Source organism: Deferribacter autotrophicus, assembly GCF_008362905.1.
GTDB lineage: Bacteria > Chrysiogenota > Deferribacteres > Deferribacterales > Deferribacteraceae > Deferribacter > Deferribacter autotrophicus.
The window spans coordinates 151,155-172,758 of record NZ_VFJB01000004.1; the positions used below are offsets into that span (position 1 = coordinate 151,155).

Sequence of the window (21,604 nt, forward strand, 5' to 3'; positions counted from 1 at the left end):
TCTTATTCATTACTTTCTTTTTCAAGGTCTTCACTCTTAATTAGTTCCACATCAAGAGCAAGCCCCTGTAATTCTTTTATAAGCACATTAAATGATTCAGGTAAACCAGGTTTATATGAATAATTACCATTAACTATAGCTTCATAAACCTTAGTTCTACCTTCCACATCATCAGATTTAACTGTTAACATTTCTTGTAACAAGTATGCAGCACCATAACCTTCAAGTGCCCATACCTCCATCTCACCAAGCCTTTGACCACCAAACTGTGCTTTACCACCCAATGGTTGTTGTGTTACGAGGGAGTATGGACCAGTTGATCTCGCATGTATTTTTGTCTCAACCAAATGGTGAAGTTTAAGCATATACATTACACCTACAGTCACTTCCTGATCAAATGGTTCTCCAGTTCTTCCATCATAAAGCACTGTTTGTCCATCTTCTTGCAATCCAGCTTTTCTAAGCATCTCTTTTATATCACTCTCTTTAGCACCATCAAAAACTGGTGTTGCTATGTATAATCCCAATGCTTTTGCAGCTATACCAAGATGTGTTTCAAGTATCTGCCCAACGTTCATACGAGATGGAACACCAAGTGGGTTAAGCACTATGTCAACAGGAGTACCATCAGGAAGATATGGCATATCTTCTTCAGGCAGTATTCTTGAAATAACACCCTTGTTACCATGGCGACCAGCCATTTTGTCGCCCACCATTAGTTTCCTTTTTATCGCCACATATACTCTCACCTGCTTTAATACACCAGCAGGAAGTTCATCACCTTTTTCTATCTTCTTCTTCCTATCTTTAAATTTCTCTTCAGCCCTTTTGATTCTATCGAAGTAAATTAAATTTAACTGAGATAACTTTTCATCAAACTCCGCCTTATTCTCTATTGGGAGCATACTCAGTGATGTATAATCAAGGCTTTTTAAAATATCTTCAGTTAATATAGTTCCTTCTTTTAGGGTAATATCATCACCCACAAAATCTTCTATAAGTTTTTTACCTGTAAGAAGCTTAATTATCTTTTGTTTTCTTCCTTCCTCAATAATTGCAACTTCTTGCTCGTAATCTCTCTTAATTGCTTCATACTCAGATGATTCTATTAACTCTGTTCTCTCATCCTTTTCAACGCCTCTTCTTGTCAATACTTGCACATCTATAACAGTACCCCTTATACCAGGTGGCACCCTCAATGACGCATCTTTTACATCACCAGCTTTTTCCCCAAAAATTGCCCTCAACAACTTCTCTTCTGGAGTAGTCTGTGACTCGCCTTTTGGTGTTACTTTACCTACAAGTATATCACCTTCTTTTACATATGCACCAATTCTGATGATACCACTTTCATCCAAATCTTTGAGAGCTTCATCACTTACATTTGGTATGTCTCGTGTAATTTCCTCAGGTCCAAGCTTTGTATCTCTTGCTTCTATCTCAAAAATTTCCACATGAATTGATGTAAATGCATCTTCTTTAACAAGTCTTTCATTGACAAGAATAGAGTCCTCATAGTTGTAACCCATCCAAGGCATGAACGCTACAACAACGTTTCTACCTAAAGCTAAATCCCCTCTATCAGTAGCTGGACCATCAGCAATTACTTGTCCTTTATCAACATACTGACCTTTCTTAACTATAGGCTTGTAATTTATACATGTATCCTGGTTGGATCTTTTATACTTAATAAGTTCATATGTATCTATTCCAAAATCATTATCACCTTTCTCATATCGTATAACAATTTTTCTTGCGTCAACATACTCCACAATACCAGCATTTTTAGCAACAACAACAGCCCCAGAGTCCACGGCAACTTTTCTTTCCATTCCAGTACCTACTATTGGAGCATCTGTCCTAACGAGAGGAACAGCTTGACGTTGCATGTTAGAACCCATCAATGCCCTGTTCGCATCGTCATGTTCAAGGAATGGTATAAGCGAACTTGATACAGAAACAATCTGCATAGGGGCAACGTCCATATACTGAATACTACTTGCAGGTACTGTTACAAACTCACCTTTATGTCTTGCAGCTACATACTCCCTAACAAAGGTACCATCTTCATTTAATGGGGCATTAGCTTGCGCAATATAATATTCCTCTTCTTCTATAGCAGATAGATACACAACCTCATCAGTAACTTTTCCATCCACAACTTTTCTATATGGAGTTTCTATAAAACCAAACTCATTAACCCTTGCATAAGTAGTCAATGAAGTGATGAGACCAATGTTTGGACCTTCAGGTGTTTCAATTGGACATATTCTACCATAATGTGATGTATGTACGTCCCTTACTTCAAACCCTGCTCTCTCTCTATTTAAACCACCAGGACCCAAAGCAGACAATCTTCTCTTATGTGTAATTTCACTAAGTGGGTTTGTTTGATCCATAAATTGAGAAAGCTGATAACTTCCAAAAAATTCCTTTATGGTAGCTGAGAGAGGTTTTGCGTTGAGAAGATCTTGTGGAGTAAGTTCATCCACATCCTGAATACTCATCCTCTCTCTTACAGTTTTCTCCATTCTAGTTAAACCGATTCTGATAAAATTCTGCAACTGTTCTCCAACAGCTCTAACCCTTCTATGTCCTAAATGATCGATATCATCTATCGTATCGAGCCCTCTACGGATCTTATCAAGAGTTTTAACAGTTTCCAAAATATCTTCTTTCGTTAAAACCGTATGCTCTAAAGGTAAATCTAAACCTAATCTTTTATTTATTTTGAGCCTTCCAACTTTTGATAAATCATACCTTTTCGGATTAAAGAAGAGATTCTCGAAAAATGCTTCAGCAGTTTCTATGGATGCAGGCTCACCGGGCCTCATTTTCTTATAAATTTCAAGAAGAGCCTCTTCTCTATTAGAAGTTTTATCTATTTCAAGAATATCACGAATTACAGAGTCATATGTACTTCTATCAATATAAAGTGTTTCGAATTCATTGATACCTTCAGCTTTTATTTGATCCAGAAGCTCCTCTGTTATCTTTTGGTTTACTTCTGCAATAATTTCACCATCTTCATTTATAATATCTTCAGCAATAAAGGTATCAGAAATGTCATCAAAAGTAACTGGGATAAATTTAATCCCAGCATTCACTAATCTTCTTCTTGCAGCTTTTGTTATTTTGTGATTTGCTTTAACTATTATCTCGCCAAATTCATCTTTAATATCTAATGAGAATCTCCTCCCTAACACTTTCTCAGGGTCAAATTCTATAAACATCCCCTCATCATTAATAAATACTTTTTCAGTTTCATAAAAAGCTTCAAGAATATCTTTATCAGTATACCCTAGAGCCTTTAACAGAGTAGTAACAATAATCTTTCTCTTTTTATCAATTCTAACATGCATTACATCTTTATTATCAAATTCAAAATCTATCCATGAACCTCTATAAGGAATTATTCTCGCACTGTATAAATGTTTTTCAACAACACTTTTATCTGCAGTTGTATCCTCAAAGAATATACCAGGAGACCTATGTAATTGATTAACAATTACTCTTTCAACTCCATTTATAACAAATGTTCCCCTTTCAGTCATAAGAGGAATATCACACAAATAAACATCAGATTCTTTTGCTGAAACTACGAATTTCTCACCTGTATTCTCATCTATATCATAATTAACAAGTCTTACCCTAACTTTTAAAGGTGCAGCATAAGTTGTATTTCTATCTAAAGCTTCCCTAGGAGTATACTTTGGACTCTCAATGGAATAACTCACATATTCAAGCACAGACATCTCATTAAAGTCAGTAATAGGGAAAACCTCTTTAAAAACAGCCTCAAGTCCTTTATCTTCACGCTCACTAGGATCTTTATCCATCTGTAAAAATTCAGCATACGATTTTTTTTGTACTTCTAAAAGGTCAGGTACTTCTAAAACCTTTTTAATTTTTGAAAAATTAAACCTCTCTATAGGTTTAATGATATTTTCCATATTTTTCACCTACCGGAACAGTTTATTGTTGATAAAAAAAGGGGCATTACGCCCCCTAAAGTTTTTAAGAAAGTATTATTACTTGATTTCAACAGTTGCGCCAGCTTCTTCAAGCTTAGTTTTGATTTGCTCTGCTTCTTCTTTAGAAACGCCTTCTTTAACTGGTTTTGGTGCACCATCAACAAGAGCTTTAGCTTCTTTAAGACCAAGACCTGTAATCTCTCTAACAACTTTGATAACTTGCACTTTCTTATCTCCAGCACTTTGAAGAATTACATCAAATTCTGTCTTTTCTTCAGCAGCTGCTTCAGCACCACCAGCTGCACCTGGTACACCTGCAACCATTGCAACAGGTGCTGCAGCAGAAACACCAAATTTCTCTTCAAGCTCTTTTACAAACTCAGCCAATTCCAAAACAGACATATTTTCAATAAATTCAATTACTTGTTCCTTTGTAATAGACATATCAGAGCCTCCATTTAATTATTTTCTTTTTTTTCTTTAATTGCATTAAGCACATTAAGCAGGCTTCTTGGAATATTGGCAAGAAGCGATACAAAGTTTCTTGCTGGAGCAGACATACTTCCGAGCATTTTTGCAAGAAGTTCTTCTCTGCTTGGAATATCAGCAAGAGCAATCACTTCCTCTTTACTTAAAGCCTGACCGTCAATATAGCCACCCTTTATTTCGAAACTTTTGAACTCTTTATCAAATTTTTTAAACTCTTTTGCCGCAGTGGTAGGTTCATCAAAAATTATAGCTACTGCTGTTTGGTCCACCAGCAGAGCATCAAGATTTTCTATATTATTATTTTTTAAAGCAATCTTTAAAAGTCTATTTTTAACGACTCTAAAGTCGTTTCCCTGTACTTTAAGGGCCTGTCTTATAGTATTAAGCTCATTATAAGTAAGCCCTTTATAATTAGCTAAATAAAGTGCATTTGCTTTAGAAACCTTCTCAGTTAAATCATTGACAAGTGCTATTTTGTCACTTTTTTTCAATTTTAGCCTCCTAATTAACTCCGGCTGAATCTATACAAACCGGTTTCCGCAGGATTTACAGCATACGCTACCTGCTTCTTCAACCAGAGTTTTTTCATATTTAGAGCTCGTTCACTACCTTTTGATGATCTACTTTTATACCAGGGCCCATTGTAGTAGAAATATACATTCCTCTTACATATTGCCCTTTAGCTGATGCAGGTTTTGCTTTAATAAGAGAATCCATAAGTGTGATAATATTTTCCAACAACTTTTCAGTGTCAAAACTTTTTTTACCAACAGGTGCATGAACAATACCTGCTTTATCAACACGATACTCAATCATACCTGCTTTTAATTGCTGAACAATTTCTTTTACATTATTTGTAACAGTTCCTATTTTTGGGTTTGGCATCAAACCCCTTGGACCAAGAATTCTACCCAACTTACCTACCACTGGCATCATATCTGGGGTGGCTACGGCTTTGTCAAAATCAAGCCAGCCTTCCTGAATCTTCTTTGCAAGATCTTCATCACCTACAAAGTCTGCTCCTGCTTCTTCCGCTTCTTTTGCCTTTTCACCTTTGGCAAAAACCAACACTTTTACCTGCTTACCTGTGCCATGAGGTAAACTAACAGATCCTCTCACCATTTGATCAGCATGGCGAGGATCTACCCCAAGTTTTACTGCCACATCAACAGTTTCATCAAAATTTGCAAAAGCAATTTTTTTGGCGAGGTCTATAGCCTCTCGCAGATCGTATGCTTTATCTTTATCGACCTGCTTCAATGCTTCTAAATATTTTTTACCTCTTCTTGGCATATCTATTCACTCCTTAACTTTATAATTCAGTTTCAACACCCATACTTCTTGCAGAACCTGCAACAATTTTCATTGCCTTTTCAATATCTTTTGTATTCAAGTCAGGCAGTTTAATCTCAGCAATTTTTCTGAGCTGTTCCTTTGTAAGCTTACCAATCTTATCTCTTTTTGGGTTACTTGAACCCTTTTCTACTTTTAACTCTTTTTTAATAAGCTCTGATACAGGTGGTGTTTTAGTTATAAAGGTAAAGCTTCTATCCTCATATACGGTGATAATAACAGGAACAGTTACATCACCCATATTTTGAGTAGCAGCATTAAATGCTTTACAAAATTCCATAATATTAACACCACGCTGACCCAAAGCAGGACCTACAGGTGGTGATGGATTTGCTTTGCCTGCAGGTATCTGTAACTTAATTTGTCCTAACACTTTTTTTGCCATCTATTCCTCCAATACTAACCGATTCTTTTAACCTGTAAGAAATCCAGTTCAATAGGTGTTTGCCTACCAAAGATACTAACAATAACCTTAACTTTTTCTTTCTCTGGATTAACCTCTTCAATTACCCCTGTAAAGCCCTGGAATGGCCCATCAATAACTTCAACTTTATCACCTTTAATAAATTTAGATGCAAGCCTTGGAGCTTGGGCTTTCACAAGGTCAAGCATTGCTTTCACATCCTGTTCTGGGATAGGAACAGGATTTATACCTCCAACAAACCCCGTAACTTTTGGAACACTTTTAACAATGTGCCAGTTTTTTGTATTCATCTCCATATGAACAAGAATATAACCAGGAAAAGTCCTCTTCTTACTTACTTTTTTCTTACCCTTCTTAAGCTCAATTACATCTTCAGTAGGGATCAACACTTCATCTATTTGATCTTCAATACCTAGATTTTTTACCTTTTCCTCAAGAAGCTGTTTTACTCTTTTCTCAAACCCGGAATACGTATGCACTACATACCATTGCTTAGCCATAACTTACCCTACAATCATTTTTACTATTTTAGAAAGAGCCACATCTACAACACCCAAAAACGCAGACACAAGAATCACCATAACAACAACCACTACTGTTATCTGTATAGTTTCATTCTTCGTAGGCCAAACTACCTTCTTAAGCTCCTCTTTTACCTCTTGAATAAATTTTTTAAGCTTTTCCACTTTTATACCTCTTAAGAAAATGGCAGGCCAGGAGGGACTCGAACCCCCAGCCCCCGGTTTTGGAGACCGGTGCTCTGCCAATTGAGCTACTGGCCTGCTCTATTTAGTTTCTTTATGCAGAGTATGTTTACGACAGTGTTTACAATATTTTTTTAATTCGAGTTTTCCCTGCATTGTTTTCTTATTTTTTGTTGTAGTATAATTTCTATTTTTGCACTCAGTACAAGCGAGCGTTATAATTTCTCTCATAACTGTTTAACCTCTATTCAATAATTTCAGTAACAACACCAGCACCTACTGTCCTACCACCTTCACGAATAGCAAATCTCAACCCTTGCTCCATCGCGATTGGCTGGATCAACTCTACCTCACAGCTGATGTTGTCCCCTGGCATTACCATCTCTACGCCCTCTGGCAATGTAATCACACCTGTAACGTCTGTTGTCCTAAAGTAGAACTGTGGTCTGTATCCACTGAAAAATGGGGTATGACGTCCACCTTCTTCCTTAGTCAATATATACGCCTCACACTTAAACTTCCTGTGTGGTGTTATACTACCTGGCTCAGCCAATACCTGACCACGCTCAACCTCATCCTTCTTAATACCTCTCAATAACACACCAATGTTATCTCCAGCTACACCCTCATCCAAAATCTTACGGAACATCTCTACACCAGTAACTACTGTCTTCTGAGTCTCTCTCAATCCTACGATCTCTACTTCGTCTCCTACTTTAACTTTACCTCTCTCTACTCTACCTGTTACAACTGTACCCCTACCTGAAATACTAAATACGTCCTCTATTGGCATCAAGAATGGCTTATCTATATCTCTCTCTGGCAATGGAATATACTCATCCATAGCTTTTATTAAATCCCAGATAGGCTGTGCCCACTTCTCATCTTCTGGATTCTCCAACGCTTTCAATGCACTACCTTTAATTACTGGCACTTCATCACCTGGGAACTCATAAGTGCTAAGTAAATCTCTAACCTCAAGCTCTACTAACTCAAGCAATTCCTCATCATCTACCATATCTACTTTGTTCATAAATACTACAATATATGGAACACCTACCTGTCTAGCCAAAAGAATATGTTCTCTTGTCTGAGGCATTGGACCATCTGCTGCACTCACTACCAAGATAGCACCATCCATCTGTGCAGCACCAGTAATCATGTTCTTTACGTAGTCAGCGTGACCAGGACAGTCTACGTGTGCATAGTGTCTTGTCTCACTCTCATACTCTACGTGAGCTGTCGCAATTGTAATACCTCTTTCTCTCTCCTCTGGAGCCTTATCAATATTATCATAATCTGTAAACTCTGCAAAACCTTTAGTAGACAACACTCTTGTAATCGCTGCTGTCAATGTCGTCTTACCATGGTCTACGTGACCTATTGTACCTACGTTTACGTGAGGTTTCTTCCTCTCGAACTTTGCCTTTGCCATAGTTCTCCCTCCAGCGTCTTTAAAAAAGCCCACGACCGGAATCGAACCGGTGACCTCGTCCTTACCAAGGACGCGCTCTAACCGACTGAGCCACGTGGGCACCCATATACAAAAAAATCAGGCGAAGACACTGCGCACTTCGCCCTCTTTATTCCATATTTAAAAAAGCGGGCGACGGGATTTGAACCCGCGACCCTCAGCTTGGAAGGCTGATGCTCTAGCCAGCTGAGCTACACCCGCTTTACATGGGGAGAGGAGGATTCGAACCTCCGAAGGCAAACGCCAGCAGATTTACAGTCTGCCCCCTTTGGCCGCTTGGGTATCTCCCCTTTCCAGAAAAGCTGGCGAAGGGACTTGAACCCCCAACCTGCTGATTACAAGTCAGCTGCTCTACCGATTGAGCTACGCCAGCTTATTTTTTTTAGCGGATGTGGATACTATAAAAAAAAGAATATCTTGTCAAGTACTTTTATATAATTTTATAAAAATTTTTATAAAATTGATAAATCAAAACATTTTACTAGATACCAACAATTCAACCTCTCATTAAATTCAATAAATTTAAGGCATCACAAATTTATGCTCCTTAAGTCTGACAGAAAACACCGGACATGGTGATTTTCTTACTACTTTCTCCGCAGTGGATCCAAATAACACATGCTCAAGACCTGACCTTCCATGTGTTCCTATTACAATCATGTCAAACTTATTCTCTTTAGCTTCATTTATTATCTCTAAAAATGGTGTACCTTTCGCAAATTTAGTACTGTATTTTATCTCATTTAAAGCCGAAAAATCATCAATTAGTTTGTCCATCTCTTTCTTAGCAGCTTCCTCAAGTTCTTTATCAAAGTTTTGAAAAGTCACTTGTGGAAGATAAAACGCTACAATCTGGGTTTCATCAAAAATCACATGGAAAATCTCAAGCTCAGCATCAAAAACCCTTGCAAAATCAATGGCATATCTTAATGCAAATCTTGAGGTTTCAGAAAAATCAACCGGACATAAGATTTTTTTAATATCCACCATAAAAACACCTCTCTAACTATTTTAATAAAATTATAGCATATAAAATCAAATCATCAAATAAATACCTCACTTAAAAAAATATCTACGTATTAAAAATTTTACAATCTTACTTTATCTTGGTTGATTTGTGGGTCTGATTAAAATTTCATTTAAGCTGACACTTGCTGGTTGCTTTAATGCAAACAGTATGGTCTCAGCTACAACCTCAGGTTTTAACATATCTACGCTTTTTTTGTATTTCTCAAAGCTTTCAGGTAAGTTTTCACCCCAATCCGTATCCACAAGTCCAGGTTCTACTGTAATAACCCTCACATTTTTGGAGCATAATTCATCTCTTAAACTTTCCGAAAAACCAACAACAGCCCATTTAGTAGCACAGTAAACAGACAAGCCTGCAAACCCTTTTCTTCCAGCAACAGATGCGATATTCACTATTGTACCTTTATTATCGATTAAGTCTTCAATAAATAATGAAGTTAAATAAATCAATCCCGTAACATTTAAGCTGATAATCTCATTTATTGTTTCAAAGCTTTCGTCTTTTATAAAATTAAATATACCTCTACCCGCATTATTCACCAAAACATCAATTTTCCACCCTTTTTTCTTAACACTATCATATAATCTATCCACATCCTCCCTTTTAGAAAGATCTGCATCTATAAAAAGATAATCAACTCCTCTATCTTCAAAATATTTTTTTAAATCATCCTTTGTACTCATACTCCTTGCAACAAGAACCATTTTATCAACTAACTTTTGATCTGCCATTTTTTTAGCAAGGTGGTAGCCAATCCCTTTACTTGCTCCAGTTATCAGTACAGTTTTCATTATTCCCTCCTACGAATTTTATTTATTAACTAATCTACTTTTTAAAATAATATTTGCAATATAGATATTTGCAATTTTTATCCCTATCTTTTACAGAAATCCTCTTAACAAATCTTTTCAAATAAGATATACTTTTCATATGAATAAAATTATTCTCAATATAAATAAACTCAAAAAAAACATAGAAAAATGCTCTCTCTGCCCAAATAAATGCGGAGTTAACAGAAAAACAGATGTCGGATTTTGCCTGATAAAAGATCAAGCTGTAGTCGCTTCATTCGGAAAACATTATGGTGAAGAAACTGTAATCAGCGGTACCAATGGAAGTGGAACAATTTTCTTTGCTGGTTGTAACTTAAGATGTGTCTTTTGCCAAAATTACGAGATAAGCCAAGACGTTTCAGGTAATATATATACTCCCGAAATGCTGGCAGATCTTTTTTTGAGGTTGGAAAATTTAGGTGTACATAATATCAATTTAGTAACACCGACCCATGTCATACACAGTATAGCTGAAGCGGTTTATATCGCATTAAAAAAAGGATTATCGATACCTGTTGTTTACAATTGCGGTGGTTATGAACTTCCTCAAACTATAAGACTGCTTGACGGCTTAATAGATATTTATATGCCTGACTTTAAATACGGTGATGATAGTCTTGCTCAAGAATTATCGAAAATCAACGATTATACTTTTTATGCAAAAAACTCTTTAGCCGAAATGTATAATCAAGTGGGACCGTTAATCCTAGAAAATGGTATTGCCAAAAAAGGGGTTTTAATCAGACACCTAATCTTGCCAAACTATGTTGAAAACAGTATTAAAGCACTAAATTTAATACGCTCTGCAACAAGCTCGGACATCCATATTAATATAATGAATCAATATTATCCTGCTAATAAAGCTTATTCATATGAAAAATTGAGCAGAAGAATTAATGATCTGGAATATAATATTATATTACATCACGCCAAACGATTAAATTTTAAAATAATCGATTAGGAGAAAAAATGGAAAAAAAATTTAGAAATTTAGTAAATATCATAAAAAAATTAAGAGCTCCCGATGGTTGTCCGTGGGATAGAGAACAAAACTTATATTCTCTCAAAGATTATGTAATCGAAGAGGTCTTTGAATTTATAGATGCTCTGGATAGAAAAGATATCAATAATATCAAAGAAGAACTTGGAGATATTTTATTACATGTACTATTTCATTCTATCATAGCTGAAGAAGAAGGGCTTTTCACATTAAATGAGGTTATCGATACAATTTCAGAAAAACTGATAAGAAGGCATCCACATGTTTTCGGAGACATAAAAGTTAAAAGTACGGATGAAGTCCTGATAAACTGGGAAAAAATCAAGGCTGAAGAAAAAAAGAAAGGGAAAAGATCAATATTAGATGATATCCCTGCAAAAATGCCTTCCATTCAGCGTTCTTACAAATTGCAAGAAAGAGCCAAAAAGGTCGGTTTTGACTGGCAAAGCAGTGACGAATGTATGATGAAAGTTCATGAAGAATTCAACGAGTTGCAGGACGCCATCAAAACAGGAAACTTAAATGATATTGAGCACGAATTTGGTGATTTATTATTTGCACTCATAAATTTGTCCAGATTTTTGAATGTAAATGCGGATGAAGCTTTAAGAAAAGCAAACAACAGATTTGTGGATCGCTTCAAGCATATTGAAAATAGACTTGCCGAAAAAGGTTTGTCTCCTGAAGATGCAACTCTAGATGAATTAGAACAACTATGGAAAGAAGCGAAAAAAGTAAAATAATAAATTTAATATTCTGCAATATTTTTATTGCATTAAATCTAAATAAGAGTAGATTAGTCTTAAAAATAACAGGAGATTAAAATGAGTAGAGAAGATTTACTTGAATTAAAAAAAGAAATAACAATCGTGGAAGACTTTGCTGAGGAACTTGACGAACAGGAATTGAAACAATTGGATGAACTGAAAAAAATGTTTGATAATGGTTTTAATAAGTTATCAGATGATGATAAAAAATGGTTGAATATGGAATTCTTCAAATGGATTGAGCTCTATATTAACGAAGTTTCCTGCACTGCTAATGGATGTTCCGGTTGTGCTGGCGGATGTGATATCGAATTTTAATCATTAAATCAAAATTTTATGCGCTCAATTTACTATAAATTGAGCGTCCTTCTCCCCTAATTTTATCAAATTCTTTTGTTGCAAACTTAAAAATAAAAAGTAATATACCCTTCAAAATAAATATTGAGGTATTTTATGGCAATTGGTGTATTTGATTCAGGGGTTGGCGGATTAACTGTTTTTAAAAGTATTGCTAATTGTTTTCCAACACTTGACATCTTTTATTTAGGTGATACGGCTAGAGTTCCTTACGGCATAAGGTCTAAAGATACCATAATCAAATACAGTATTGAGTGCGCCCAATATTTGTGCAATCATTATAACATAGAAGCCTTAATCATTGCATGTAACAGTGCTTCAAGTTGTGCCATTGAGGCTTTAAAGGAAAAGTTTAAAATTCCTGTGATAGGTGTAATTAAACCAGGTATTAGAGCCGCTTTAAAAACAACTAAAAACAAAAAAATACTTATAATCGGTACACAAGCTACCGTTAATAGCAACGCTTATTTACACGGTATCAAAGAAATTGATCCATCCATTCAGATATTCCAAAAAGCCTGTCCACTATTCGTACCCATAGTTGAAGAAGGTTTATATAACCATCCTGTTGCCACACTAATGATTAAAGAATACCTTGAAGATTTTATCTCAAAAAATATAGACACAATAATTTTAGGTTGTACCCATTATCCTTTATTAAAAAATCAAATTAAGGAAATTTTCACAAACATTAATATAGTAGATTCTTCCATTGCAATCATAGAAGATATTGAAAAACTTAAAATAAATTTTAATAATTCAGGAAAAAGGTTGATTCACATAACTGATTATTCTCAGTCTTTTGAAAATTTAAAAAACACCCTCGTTGGTCAAATACCATACAAAATTATTTCTATTTCTGAGTAAAATACATACATTTCACACCTGAACTTCTGTATACCTCCACCGATGGCAAATATTTCGACTTAAATCCTAAAATTCTACATCCATAAGGGAAATTTTTATCCCAGGTTATATAAAATCCTTTACATTTATGGCAATTTACTCTTTTATCTGACTTCATCAATCTTGTTCATTACACTCTTAACTTTATTTCCCATTCCACTTTGCCTATCTCTACGATAATCTATTTTTATTGAAATCGACAGTCTATTACAATCCTTCAGCTCTTCTGCACCCTCATTTATCACTTTCAAAACATCTTCCAATGTCTCTCCTTCAATTATTGTTCCCATAGGTGTAAGTGTCCATTGCAAACCACTTTCTTCAACTTTTTTTACAACTCTTGCCACATATTTAGATACACTTTCCTCTTTACCTATGGGGGTAATACTAAAAAACGCCATCGCACTCATTCTTCCCTCCACATACTTAATAAGAATATCCAACGCTATCTACTGAAAAGTTAAGTGATTTTATTTTGATTTCAATAGATTTTCAAATTCTTCACTTTTTTGAATAAGAGGTGGCTCAATTTTCAATTCAGCACCACCACCCAATATAAACTCTACAAATGCCAATCTTGCTTGCTTTTCAAGAGAAGAGTGCAAAAATCTAATCCTCTTTGGCTCAAGCCTTTTTTTCCTTCCAAAGTAAATTATATCCACTAACATATCTGCATCATAACTCATATAAAATAATCCTCTATTCTTCAGCACCTTACTTACATAATCCATTAAATCTTCAATATTCATACTTTCATTGAATCTTGCTATATTTTCTCTATCTTCTTTACACAACCTACCTGTACCAATTTTTCTGTATGGCGGATTACAAACAACTAAATCATACTTTTTGGAAGGTTTAAATTTAAAAATATCACAATGATATGGCTTTACTCTATCGGATAAACCGTTAATTTCCACCGTCTTACACAGACATTCAAACATCAATTTATCTATTTCCACAGCATCAATTTGAGCTTTCGAAAACTTTTTTAGCAAAAGTACAGAAAGAATTCCGCTACCACTACCAATATCAAGGATATTCTTTACTCCAGCTTTTTCCCTTATAAATCGATATAACAAAGGTGAGTCTACTGAAAATCTAAATCCATTTACAGGTTGGACAATTTTAACATCGCTATAAATGATTGAATCGATCGTAAATTCAATCATAATAAAAAAGCGGCCTGCTGGCCGCCTATTTTCTATATTTTTCAGCTACAGAGATTCTTAACAATTCTCTTTGCAGCTGTGCTTCCACTTTTCTGAACTTAATCTCATCTTCTCTTCTTGCTGCTTCAAGTGCTTTCTCAGCTTCAAGTTTTCTCCTTATAGCCTCTTCCAAGTCAATCTCACGTCCAAGCTCAGCACTCTCAGCCAAAACAGTTACCTTGTCATCTGAAACTTCCAAAAACCCTCTGTCAATTGCTACATATTCTTCACGCCCATCTTTTTTATATACAAGTTCACCAACTCTTAAGGCAGTTAAAAAAGGTGTATGCCCTGGCAATACACCAAAATCACCTTCTACGCCAGGAGCAATAACTTCATCAACTTCTTCATTCAACAGTTCTCTTTCTGGAGAAACCAGTATAAACTGCAATTTATCTGCCATTTTTATCCTCTTTTCTTCAGTTGCTCAGCCTTCTCATAAACCTCTTCAATTCCACCTACCATGTAAAATGCCTGTTCTGGAAGATCATCACATTTACCATCAAGAATCTCTTTAAATCCTCTTATTGTATCCTTTAATGGTACATATTTTCCAGGCATACCAGTAAACTGCTCTGCAACATGGAATGGCTGTGACAAGAACCTCTGTATTTTCCTTGCCCTTGAAACTATAAGTTTATCTTCTTCTGACAATTCTTCCATACCCAAAATAGCAATAATATCTTGCAACTCTTTATATCTTTGAAGAACTGCCTGAACACCCCTTGCTACTGAATAATGCTCTTCACCAACAATATTTGGATCAAGTATCCTTGATGTAGAATCCAATGGATCCACAGCAGGATAAATACCAAGCTCAGCAATTTGACGAGAAAGAACTGTTGTAGCATCAAGGTGAGCAAATGTTGTAGCTGGAGCTGGGTCAGTAAGGTCATCAGCAGGTACGTATACAGCCTGAACTGATGTAATAGAACCTTTTTTAGTAGATGTAATCCTTTCTTGCAGCTCACCCATTTCAGTACCCAGTGTTGGCTGATAACCAACCGCTGAAGGCATACGTCCAAGCAACGCTGAAACCTCAGAACCTGCCTGAGAGAATCTGAAAATGTTATCTATGAAAAGAAGAACGTCTTGCCCTTCCACATCTCTAAAATATTCTGCAATGGTCAAACCTGTAAGACCTACCCTCATCCTTGCACCAGGTGGTTCGTTCATCTGACCATAAATAAGTGCAACTTTGTCAAGAACTCCTGCTTCTTGCATCTCTAACCAGAGGTCATTACCTTCCCTTGTCCTTTCACCAACACCACAGAATACTGAATAACCACCGTGCTGTTTTGCAATGTTGTTAATCAATTCCATAATCAATACTGTTTTACCAACACCAGCACCACCGAAAAGACCTGTCTTACCACCCTTTGTATAAGGCTCTAACAAGTCAATAACTTTAATACCAGTCTCAAGGATTTCATATCCTGTTTCCTGATCCTCAAGCTTTGGTGCTGGTCTGTGGATAGGCCAGTAATCATCAGCCTTAACTTCACCAGCTTCGTCCACAGGCTCACCTACAACGTTTAAAATTCTACCCAATGCGCCTTTACCAACAGGTGCAGTAATTGGCCTACCTGTATCAATTACTTCCATTCCTCTTACAAGACCGTCTGTAGAAGTCATCGCAACAGATCTTACAGTGTTTTCACCTAAGTGCTGCTCAACTTCACAAATGATCACACGGTTATGAACCTTATCCTCAATTTTAAGAGCATTATAAATTTCAGGGAGATTCCCTGATTCAAATTTTACGTCCACCACCGGACCGATAATCTGAACAATTTTACCTACATTTGCCATTATATACACCCCATAAATTTCATTATTTTAATGCTTCAGCACCATTAACTATATCAAGTATTTCTTTTGTAATTGCTGCCTGACGAGCTTTATTAAAACTCAACACTAATTTATCAATAAGCTCACCGGCATTTCTTGTTGCATTATCCATAGCTGCCATTCTAGCACCATGCTCACCAGCAATTGATTCAAGCAATGCTCTGTAAACTGTAAAGTTTATAAATTTTGGCATTATATTTTTTAACAATATATCCGGTTTTGGTTCATAAAGATAGTCTATCAATACTTCATCTTCTTCTTTATCAAAAGATAGTGGAAGCATTTTTACTACTTTTGGTACGTGATATACAATGGATTTAAACTCATTAAAAAGAAGATAAACTTCGTCAAATTCTCCTTCCAAAAATTTATCAACTATAACCTTCCCAATGTCAATGGCATCATCATAGGTTACTTTTCCACTGAAATTTGTATATTTCTCCACTATCTCAACATCTCTATTTCTAAAGAAATCGTAGCCTCGTCTACCTACACATATTAACTTAATATTTTTATCACTATTCTCTTCTACAAATCTGTTTGCAGCTTTAATGACATTTGCATTAAATGCTCCACACAATCCTCTATCAGAAGTAAACATTACCAGACAGATATTTTTTATCTCTTCCTTTTGCTGTAAAAACGGATGAAGCTCCGGATTTACTCTTTTCCCAATAGACGAAACTACTTCATATATTTTATTAGCATAAGGCCTAGCGGCCTCCATGGCTTCCTGCGCCTTTCTCAATTTGGCGGCAGAAACCATTTTCATGGCCTTTGTAATTTTCTGAGTACTTTTTACTGACTGTATTTTCCTTTTAATATCCCTCATTCCGGGCATTCTAATCTCCTAATTATGCGCTAAACTGCTTTTTGAATTCTTCAATAGCAGCTTTCATTTTATTCGTTAATTCGTCATCCAATGCTTTCTTAGTTCTTATATCCTCTAATATATCAGGCTTATTAGTCTTCACATAACTAAGAAATTCCTTCTCAAATCTCTGAATGCTCTTAGTTGGAATATCATCAAGATAACCATTAACACCAGTAAATATAATTAATACTTGCTCTTCTACTGGAACTGGCTGATATTGTCCTTGCTTCAAGATCTCAACAAGCTTTTCACCTCTGTTAAGCTGAGCCCTTGTGGCTGCATCAAGGTCACTACCAAATTGAGCAAATGCTGCCAATTCTCTGTACTGAGCAAGATCTAGACGAAGGCGACCAGCCACCTGCTTCATAGCCTTAATTTGTGCAGAACCACCAACCCTTGATACAGACAAACCAACGTTTACTGCTGGTCTTATCCCTGCATAAAAAAGGTCTGTTTCAAGATAGATCTGACCATCTGTAATAGAAATAACGTTTGTAGGAATATATGCAGAAACGTCCCCTGCCTGTGTTTCAATAATTGGCAGAGCTGTTAATGAACCTGCTCCATTTTCATCATTAAACTTAGCTGCCCTTTCCAATAATCTTGAATGAAGATAAAATACATCACCAGGATAAGCTTCCCTACCAGGTGGTCTTCTAAGAAGAAGTGACATCTGCCTGTATGCTACAGCATGTTTTGAAAGATCATCGTAAATAAGCAATGCATGCTGGCCTCTATCTCTAAAATACTCACCCATTGTACAACCAGCAAAAGGAGCAATAAACTGTAATGGTGCAGGATCACTTGCAGTAGCAGCAACAACAATTGTGTAGTCCATAGCACCATGTTTTTCAAGGGTATCAACAACCCTTGCCACTGTTGATCTCTTCTGTCCAATGGCAACATAAACACAGATAACATTCTGACCTTTTTGGTTGATGATTGTATCAATTGCCACAGCAGTTTTACCTGTCTGCCTGTCACCAATGATTAATTCCCTTTGGCCTCTACCGATAGGTATCATGGCATCTATTGCCTTAATACCGGTTTGAAGAGGCTCATGAACCGGTTTTCTTTTAACAATACCTGGAGCTATCTTCTCAATAACGTCGTACTCTTTGGCATCGATAGGTCCTTTACCGTCAATAGGCTGACCTAATGGGTTTACAACTCGTCCTATAAGTTCTGGACCAACAGGAACAGAAGCAATCCTTCCGGTTCTCTTTACCACATCTCCTTCTTTAATGTGCTCATATGCACCCATAATAACGATACCAACATTATCTTCCTCAAGGTTAAAAACAATACCGTAAACACCACCTGGAAGCTCAACAAGCTCTCCAGCCATAGCATTATCAAGACCATAGACCTTTGCAATACCATCACCGGCACTTATAACAGTACCGATCTCTTCCATTTCAACTTTTTGTTCAAAATGTTCAATTTGTTCTTTAATGATTTTGCTTATCTCTTCAGCCCTTATTTGCATACAGCATAACTCCTTTTTTTATTTATACTTGTAATAAAGTCTCTTTTAATTTTCTCAACTGACCTTTTATACTTGCATCATACATATTGCTTTTAACTTGTGCTACAAATCCGCCTAATATAGTTTTATCAATTTCAATATTCAAATTCACTTTTTTACCTGTAACTTTGGAGAGAACATCACCTATCTCTTTCTTCAATACATCATCATAATCATCTGCAATTTTTACATATGCATCAACTTCACCCCTATCTTCCATAAGAAGAATTCTATAATGCATATAAATCTCTACAATCAAATTTAACCTATTTTTCTCAGTTAACATCAAAAGAAAATTATAAAGTGTTTCACTAATAGCATTCCTATTCTTTAACTCTTCAAAAACCTTTTCTTTTTCACTTCTCTTAATTAACGGATTTTTTACTAATTCTTGAAAATCCGCTGAGCTTTCATACAAATCAACCAACGATTTTAGCTCATCTAAAATCTGCTCTACATTATTTTTTTCTTTCGCATATTCATATAGTGCATTTGCATATCTTTTTGCAACTATTGTCACTATCAATTTTGCACCTCTAATAACTTTTTAATATACTCTCTAGTTAGTTTCTCTTTAGCTGCTTTATCAAGAGAAACATCTAGTTTCTCTTCTGTTAGTTTCATTGCAAGCTCAACAGTTTTTTCCTTTAGCTCTTGTTTTGCTTTCGCAACTTCTGATTCTATAAGATTTTCAGCAAACTTTTTTAGCTTTTCAATATTTTTTTCAGCATCCTGCAGTATCTGTTCCTTTTCTGTCTCTATTGCTTCAAAAGCCCTTTTCTTCATCATTTCTAATTCTTGTTCCATTGTTTCAAGCTTATGTTTATAGTTTGTCAGCTCTACTTCAGCTTCCTCTCTTGCCTTTGTAGCTTCATCTATTAATTTTTTAATCTCATCTGTTCTATTTATTAAAAGTTTTTTAAGTGGATTTTTGAGTAGTTTTACAACAATAAAAACAAAAACAGCAAAAGTAATTAATCTCCATACAAACCCTCTAACATCAGGGCCACCACCATGACCAGCTTCCTCAGCTAAAGCGATATAAGGGATTAACATCAATATAAAAGCAAAAACTTTATACACACAGACCTCCTATGCAGCCTTGGTTATTTTTTCAGCTATAATATTTGCTAAGATCTCAGCCTCTTTTTCAAGTGCGATCTTAGCTTTCTCTTTTTCAATCTCTATCTCTTTCCTTGCATTCTCTATCTTTTCATCAAGCTCTGCCTTAACTTTAGCAACCATTTCGCTTGCTTCAGACATTGCTTTTTGCCTGATATTATTTTGATATTCAGTAATTTCTTTCTTTACGTTAGCCATCTTCTCTTCGTATTCCTTTTTAAGCCTATCAAGCTCTTCACGCATCGCTTCTGCAGATTTTTTCAAATCATTAATTTTCCTATCCCTACTTTCCATTGTTGAAAGCATTGGATCATAAATCATTTTCTTGCCAATAAAAAGTATAAGCAAAAAATTAATCATTTGCAAAAATACAGTTGCATCTACATTTATCATTTTGCCTCCTAATTTAACTTAATTAGATTGTATACTGTACACAATTACTAGAACCCATGGCTTTCATATCAAAACTAACACTTATTGTCAACCTTTTTTTACTGCTTATTAAAACGTCATTTTAATACATCTATCCCTGGTAAACTTCCAAATTCTATATATTCTAATGATGCTCCTCCACCTGTAGAAATGTGATCAATTTTTTCCGCAACTCCAGCTTTTTTAACGGCACTGACAGAATCACCACCACCAACTACAGTTACAGCATCTATGCTAGCAAGTATTTTAGCAACACTGAATGTCCCTTCAGAAAATTGTGATTTTTCAAATACGCCCATTGGACCATTCCATAACACTGTTTTACTTTTCTTTAAAATCTCAATATAAGATTTTATTGTCTTTTGCCCAATATCTAGCCCCATTTTACCATCGGGAATATCTATCGAGTCGAGATATTCCGCTTCTCCATCAAGCGAATCACTCACTACATGATCTTGAGGCAGCAATATGGAAACATTTTTGTCATTTGCTAATTTTAAGATTTCTTGCGCCAATTCAAGATAATCATCCTCTACTAAAGAATTCCCCACGTTATGGCCCTGACTTTTTAGAAAAGTATAAGCCATGGCTCCACCGATTAAAATATTATCCACAAGATTTATCAAACTTTTTAATACTCCTATTTTATCACTAACTTTAGCACCACCAATAATCGCTGTAAAAGGTTTTTCCGGCGCTTTTAACAACTTTTCGAAATACTGCACTTCTTTTTCAATGAGAAATCCAGCCCCTTTCTCTTCCATAACCTTGGGCAAACCGTAAACCGAAGCATGCCTTCTATGACATGTTCCAAAAGCGTCATTTATATAAACATCCCCAAGTTTTTTCAACTCATTTACAAAATCATCAGAATTTTTCTCTTCACCTTTATAAAACCTCAGATTCTCCAACAAAACCACATCACCGTTTTTCATGCTTTTTGTATAATTAACAACTTCCTCACCTATGCAATCACTCAAAAAAGGCACATTTAAATAATCTGCCACAGGCTTCAATGAAAACTCTGGTTTCCTCTCCCCCTTTGGCCTACCCAAATGACTTGCAAGAATTACTTTTCCACCCTTCTCTTTGATAAAATTTATTGTTGAAAGCGCTTCCTTTATCCTTGTATCATCTAAAATCTCACCATTTTTTATAGGAACATTAAAATCAACTCTCAAAAAGACACGTTTACCCGATAAATCAAGTTCAGTTACCTTTTTCACCATATGATTCCTCCTGTTGACTAATAAAAAAGGGGGAGGAACCTCCCCT

25 protein-coding genes and 5 tRNA genes are annotated in these 21,604 nt (G+C 35.7%); 4 read left to right on the forward strand and 26 right to left on the reverse strand.

The window, feature by feature from the left end:
* Positions 1-2: 2 nt before the first annotated feature.
* The 16 genes from rpoB to FHQ18_RS04870 all read right to left on the reverse strand — a co-directional run bounded on the left by rpoB (position 3) and on the right by FHQ18_RS04870 (position 10,239).
* Positions 3-3,953 (reverse strand): DNA-directed RNA polymerase subunit beta, encoded by a 3,951-nt coding sequence (gene rpoB / locus FHQ18_RS04795; RefSeq protein ID WP_149266036.1) that lies wholly within the window; start codon positions 3,951-3,953, stop codon positions 3-5.
* A 78-nt stretch (positions 3,954-4,031) separates the two neighbouring features.
* The gene (rplL, locus tag FHQ18_RS04800; RefSeq protein ID WP_149266037.1) at positions 4,032-4,418 is read right to left on the reverse strand and encodes a 50S ribosomal protein L7/L12; all 387 of its coding nucleotides are present in this window, start codon (positions 4,416-4,418) and stop codon (positions 4,032-4,034) included.
* Positions 4,419-4,432: 14 nt separating this feature from the next.
* Positions 4,433-4,954 (reverse strand): 50S ribosomal protein L10, encoded by a 522-nt coding sequence (rplJ, locus tag FHQ18_RS04805; protein WP_149266038.1) that lies wholly within the window; start codon positions 4,952-4,954, stop codon positions 4,433-4,435.
* Positions 4,955-5,054: 100 nt separating this feature from the next.
* The gene (gene rplA / locus FHQ18_RS04810) at positions 5,055-5,756 is read right to left on the reverse strand and encodes a 50S ribosomal protein L1 (protein WP_149266039.1); all 702 of its coding nucleotides are present in this window, start codon (positions 5,754-5,756) and stop codon (positions 5,055-5,057) included.
* Positions 5,757-5,775: 19 nt separating this feature from the next.
* Entirely contained in the window at positions 5,776-6,201 is a 426-nt protein-coding gene (rplK, locus tag FHQ18_RS04815; RefSeq protein ID WP_149266040.1) for a 50S ribosomal protein L11, read from the reverse strand.
* A gap of 14 nt (positions 6,202-6,215) precedes the next feature.
* Positions 6,216-6,740, reverse strand: a complete 525-nt coding sequence (gene nusG / locus FHQ18_RS04820) for a transcription termination/antitermination protein NusG (RefSeq protein WP_149266041.1) — start codon at positions 6,738-6,740, stop codon at positions 6,216-6,218.
* 3 nt (positions 6,741-6,743) lie between these two features.
* Positions 6,744-6,926, reverse strand: coding sequence for a preprotein translocase subunit SecE (secE, locus tag FHQ18_RS04825; RefSeq protein ID WP_188020342.1), 183 nt, complete (start codon positions 6,924-6,926; stop codon positions 6,744-6,746).
* A 20-nt stretch (positions 6,927-6,946) separates the two neighbouring features.
* Positions 6,947-7,022: transfer RNA gene (locus FHQ18_RS04830), tRNA-Trp, on the reverse strand.
* A gap of 3 nt (positions 7,023-7,025) precedes the next feature.
* On the reverse strand, positions 7,026-7,175 hold the full coding sequence (gene rpmG, locus FHQ18_RS04835; protein ID WP_149266042.1) for a 50S ribosomal protein L33: 150 nt from the start codon (positions 7,173-7,175) through the stop codon (positions 7,026-7,028).
* Between the two features lie 13 nt (positions 7,176-7,188).
* On the reverse strand, positions 7,189-8,379 hold the full coding sequence (gene tuf / locus FHQ18_RS04840) for an elongation factor Tu (protein WP_149266043.1): 1,191 nt from the start codon (positions 8,377-8,379) through the stop codon (positions 7,189-7,191).
* A 26-nt stretch (positions 8,380-8,405) separates the two neighbouring features.
* Positions 8,406-8,479, reverse strand: a tRNA-Thr gene (locus FHQ18_RS04845).
* A 66-nt stretch (positions 8,480-8,545) separates the two neighbouring features.
* Positions 8,546-8,619: transfer RNA gene (locus FHQ18_RS04850), tRNA-Gly, on the reverse strand.
* Positions 8,620-8,625: 6 nt separating this feature from the next.
* Positions 8,626-8,708, reverse strand: a tRNA-Tyr gene (locus tag FHQ18_RS04855).
* Positions 8,709-8,718: 10 nt separating this feature from the next.
* Positions 8,719-8,791: transfer RNA gene (locus FHQ18_RS04860), tRNA-Thr, on the reverse strand.
* A gap of 149 nt (positions 8,792-8,940) precedes the next feature.
* Entirely contained in the window at positions 8,941-9,408 is a 468-nt protein-coding gene (locus tag FHQ18_RS04865; protein WP_149266044.1) for a universal stress protein, read from the reverse strand.
* Positions 9,409-9,519: 111 nt separating this feature from the next.
* Positions 9,520-10,239, reverse strand: coding sequence for an SDR family oxidoreductase (locus FHQ18_RS04870; RefSeq protein ID WP_149266045.1), 720 nt, complete (start codon positions 10,237-10,239; stop codon positions 9,520-9,522).
* A 139-nt stretch (positions 10,240-10,378) separates the two neighbouring features.
* On the opposite strand from FHQ18_RS04870, the gene FHQ18_RS04875 reads away from it, so the two are divergent.
* The 4 genes from FHQ18_RS04875 to murI all read left to right on the forward strand — a co-directional run bounded on the left by FHQ18_RS04875 (position 10,379) and on the right by murI (position 13,272).
* Positions 10,379-11,242, forward strand: a complete 864-nt coding sequence (locus tag FHQ18_RS04875; RefSeq protein ID WP_149266046.1) for a radical SAM protein — start codon at positions 10,379-10,381, stop codon at positions 11,240-11,242.
* 8 nt (positions 11,243-11,250) lie between these two features.
* Positions 11,251-12,024, forward strand: a complete 774-nt coding sequence (gene mazG / locus FHQ18_RS04880) for a nucleoside triphosphate pyrophosphohydrolase (protein ID WP_149266047.1) — start codon at positions 11,251-11,253, stop codon at positions 12,022-12,024.
* 81 nt (positions 12,025-12,105) lie between these two features.
* Positions 12,106-12,366 carry a hypothetical protein gene (locus FHQ18_RS04885; RefSeq protein WP_149266048.1) on the forward strand — a complete coding sequence of 87 codons (261 nt, stop codon included), beginning with the start codon at positions 12,106-12,108 and terminating at the stop codon, positions 12,364-12,366.
* A gap of 135 nt (positions 12,367-12,501) precedes the next feature.
* Complete coding sequence (murI, locus tag FHQ18_RS04890) at positions 12,502-13,272, forward strand: glutamate racemase (protein WP_149266049.1); 771 nt, start codon at positions 12,502-12,504, stop codon at positions 13,270-13,272.
* A gap of 143 nt (positions 13,273-13,415) precedes the next feature.
* Here murI and FHQ18_RS04900 read toward each other — a convergent pair whose 3' ends face one another.
* The 10 genes from FHQ18_RS04900 to FHQ18_RS04945 form a co-directional block, all read right to left on the reverse strand.
* Positions 13,416-13,721, reverse strand: a complete 306-nt coding sequence (locus FHQ18_RS04900; RefSeq protein ID WP_149266051.1) for an MTH1187 family thiamine-binding protein — start codon at positions 13,719-13,721, stop codon at positions 13,416-13,418.
* 60 nt (positions 13,722-13,781) lie between these two features.
* On the reverse strand, positions 13,782-14,483 hold the full coding sequence (locus tag FHQ18_RS04905; protein ID WP_246798648.1) for a tRNA1(Val) (adenine(37)-N6)-methyltransferase: 702 nt from the start codon (positions 14,481-14,483) through the stop codon (positions 13,782-13,784).
* A 25-nt stretch (positions 14,484-14,508) separates the two neighbouring features.
* On the reverse strand, positions 14,509-14,925 hold the full coding sequence (locus FHQ18_RS04910; protein ID WP_149266052.1) for a F0F1 ATP synthase subunit epsilon: 417 nt from the start codon (positions 14,923-14,925) through the stop codon (positions 14,509-14,511).
* 2 nt (positions 14,926-14,927) lie between these two features.
* Entirely contained in the window at positions 14,928-16,334 is a 1,407-nt protein-coding gene (gene atpD / locus FHQ18_RS04915; protein ID WP_149266053.1) for a F0F1 ATP synthase subunit beta, read from the reverse strand.
* A gap of 22 nt (positions 16,335-16,356) precedes the next feature.
* The gene (atpG, locus tag FHQ18_RS04920; protein ID WP_149266054.1) at positions 16,357-17,214 is read right to left on the reverse strand and encodes an ATP synthase F1 subunit gamma; all 858 of its coding nucleotides are present in this window, start codon (positions 17,212-17,214) and stop codon (positions 16,357-16,359) included.
* A gap of 13 nt (positions 17,215-17,227) precedes the next feature.
* Positions 17,228-18,736: a F0F1 ATP synthase subunit alpha gene (atpA, locus tag FHQ18_RS04925; RefSeq protein ID WP_149266055.1), complete on the reverse strand. Its 1,509-nt coding sequence runs from the start codon at positions 18,734-18,736 to the stop codon at positions 17,228-17,230.
* A gap of 22 nt (positions 18,737-18,758) precedes the next feature.
* On the reverse strand, positions 18,759-19,295 hold the full coding sequence (gene atpH, locus FHQ18_RS04930; RefSeq protein ID WP_246798664.1) for an ATP synthase F1 subunit delta: 537 nt from the start codon (positions 19,293-19,295) through the stop codon (positions 18,759-18,761).
* Between the two features lie 2 nt (positions 19,296-19,297).
* Positions 19,298-19,858, reverse strand: a complete 561-nt coding sequence (locus FHQ18_RS04935) for a F0F1 ATP synthase subunit B (RefSeq protein ID WP_149266057.1) — start codon at positions 19,856-19,858, stop codon at positions 19,298-19,300.
* Between the two features lie 9 nt (positions 19,859-19,867).
* Positions 19,868-20,290: a F0F1 ATP synthase subunit B gene (locus tag FHQ18_RS04940; RefSeq protein WP_149266058.1), complete on the reverse strand. Its 423-nt coding sequence runs from the start codon at positions 20,288-20,290 to the stop codon at positions 19,868-19,870.
* A gap of 116 nt (positions 20,291-20,406) precedes the next feature.
* Entirely contained in the window at positions 20,407-21,558 is a 1,152-nt protein-coding gene (locus FHQ18_RS04945) for a phosphoglycerate kinase (RefSeq protein WP_149266059.1), read from the reverse strand.
* Positions 21,559-21,604: the final 46 nt, after the last annotated feature.

Excerpts from the sequence above, each read along its gene's own strand:
- FHQ18_RS04910 (WP_149266052.1), bottom strand. The coding sequence starts at position 14,925 with ATGGCAGATAAATTGCAGTTTATACTGGTTTCTCCAGAAAGAGAACTG.
- nusG (WP_149266041.1), bottom strand. The coding sequence starts at position 6,740 with ATGGCTAAGCAATGGTATGTAGTGCATACGTATTCCGGGTTTGAGAAA.
- FHQ18_RS04900 (WP_149266051.1), bottom strand. The coding sequence starts at position 13,721 with ATGAGTGCGATGGCGTTTTTTAGTATTACCCCCATAGGTAAAGAGGAA.
- FHQ18_RS04865 (WP_149266044.1), bottom strand. The coding sequence starts at position 9,408 with ATGGTGGATATTAAAAAAATCTTATGTCCGGTTGATTTTTCTGAAACC.
- FHQ18_RS04905 (WP_246798648.1), bottom strand. The coding sequence starts at position 14,483 with ATGATTGAATTTACGATCGATTCAATCATTTATAGCGATGTTAAAATT.
- atpA (WP_149266055.1), bottom strand. The coding sequence starts at position 18,736 with ATGCAAATAAGGGCTGAAGAGATAAGCAAAATCATTAAAGAACAAATT.
- murI (WP_149266049.1), top strand. The coding sequence starts at position 12,502 with ATGGCAATTGGTGTATTTGATTCAGGGGTTGGCGGATTAACTGTTTTT.
- FHQ18_RS04870 (WP_149266045.1), bottom strand. The coding sequence starts at position 10,239 with ATGAAAACTGTACTGATAACTGGAGCAAGTAAAGGGATTGGCTACCAC.
- FHQ18_RS04885 (WP_149266048.1), top strand. The coding sequence starts at position 12,106 with ATGAGTAGAGAAGATTTACTTGAATTAAAAAAAGAAATAACAATCGTG.
- rplK (WP_149266040.1), bottom strand. The coding sequence starts at position 6,201 with ATGGCAAAAAAAGTGTTAGGACAAATTAAGTTACAGATACCTGCAGGC.
- tuf (WP_149266043.1), bottom strand. The coding sequence starts at position 8,379 with ATGGCAAAGGCAAAGTTCGAGAGGAAGAAACCTCACGTAAACGTAGGT.
- atpD (WP_149266053.1), bottom strand. The coding sequence starts at position 16,334 with ATGGCAAATGTAGGTAAAATTGTTCAGATTATCGGTCCGGTGGTGGAC.
- FHQ18_RS04945 (WP_149266059.1), bottom strand. The coding sequence starts at position 21,558 with ATGGTGAAAAAGGTAACTGAACTTGATTTATCGGGTAAACGTGTCTTT.
- FHQ18_RS04875 (WP_149266046.1), top strand. The coding sequence starts at position 10,379 with ATGAATAAAATTATTCTCAATATAAATAAACTCAAAAAAAACATAGAA.
- rpoB (WP_149266036.1), bottom strand. The coding sequence starts at position 3,953 with ATGGAAAATATCATTAAACCTATAGAGAGGTTTAATTTTTCAAAAATT.
- mazG (WP_149266047.1), top strand. The coding sequence starts at position 11,251 with ATGGAAAAAAAATTTAGAAATTTAGTAAATATCATAAAAAAATTAAGA.
- atpG (WP_149266054.1), bottom strand. The coding sequence starts at position 17,214 with ATGCCCGGAATGAGGGATATTAAAAGGAAAATACAGTCAGTAAAAAGT.
- rpmG (WP_149266042.1), bottom strand. The coding sequence starts at position 7,175 with ATGAGAGAAATTATAACGCTCGCTTGTACTGAGTGCAAAAATAGAAAT.
- rplL (WP_149266037.1), bottom strand. The coding sequence starts at position 4,418 with ATGTCTATTACAAAGGAACAAGTAATTGAATTTATTGAAAATATGTCT.
- rplA (WP_149266039.1), bottom strand. The coding sequence starts at position 5,756 with ATGCCAAGAAGAGGTAAAAAATATTTAGAAGCATTGAAGCAGGTCGAT.
- FHQ18_RS04940 (WP_149266058.1), bottom strand. The coding sequence starts at position 20,290 with ATGATAAATGTAGATGCAACTGTATTTTTGCAAATGATTAATTTTTTG.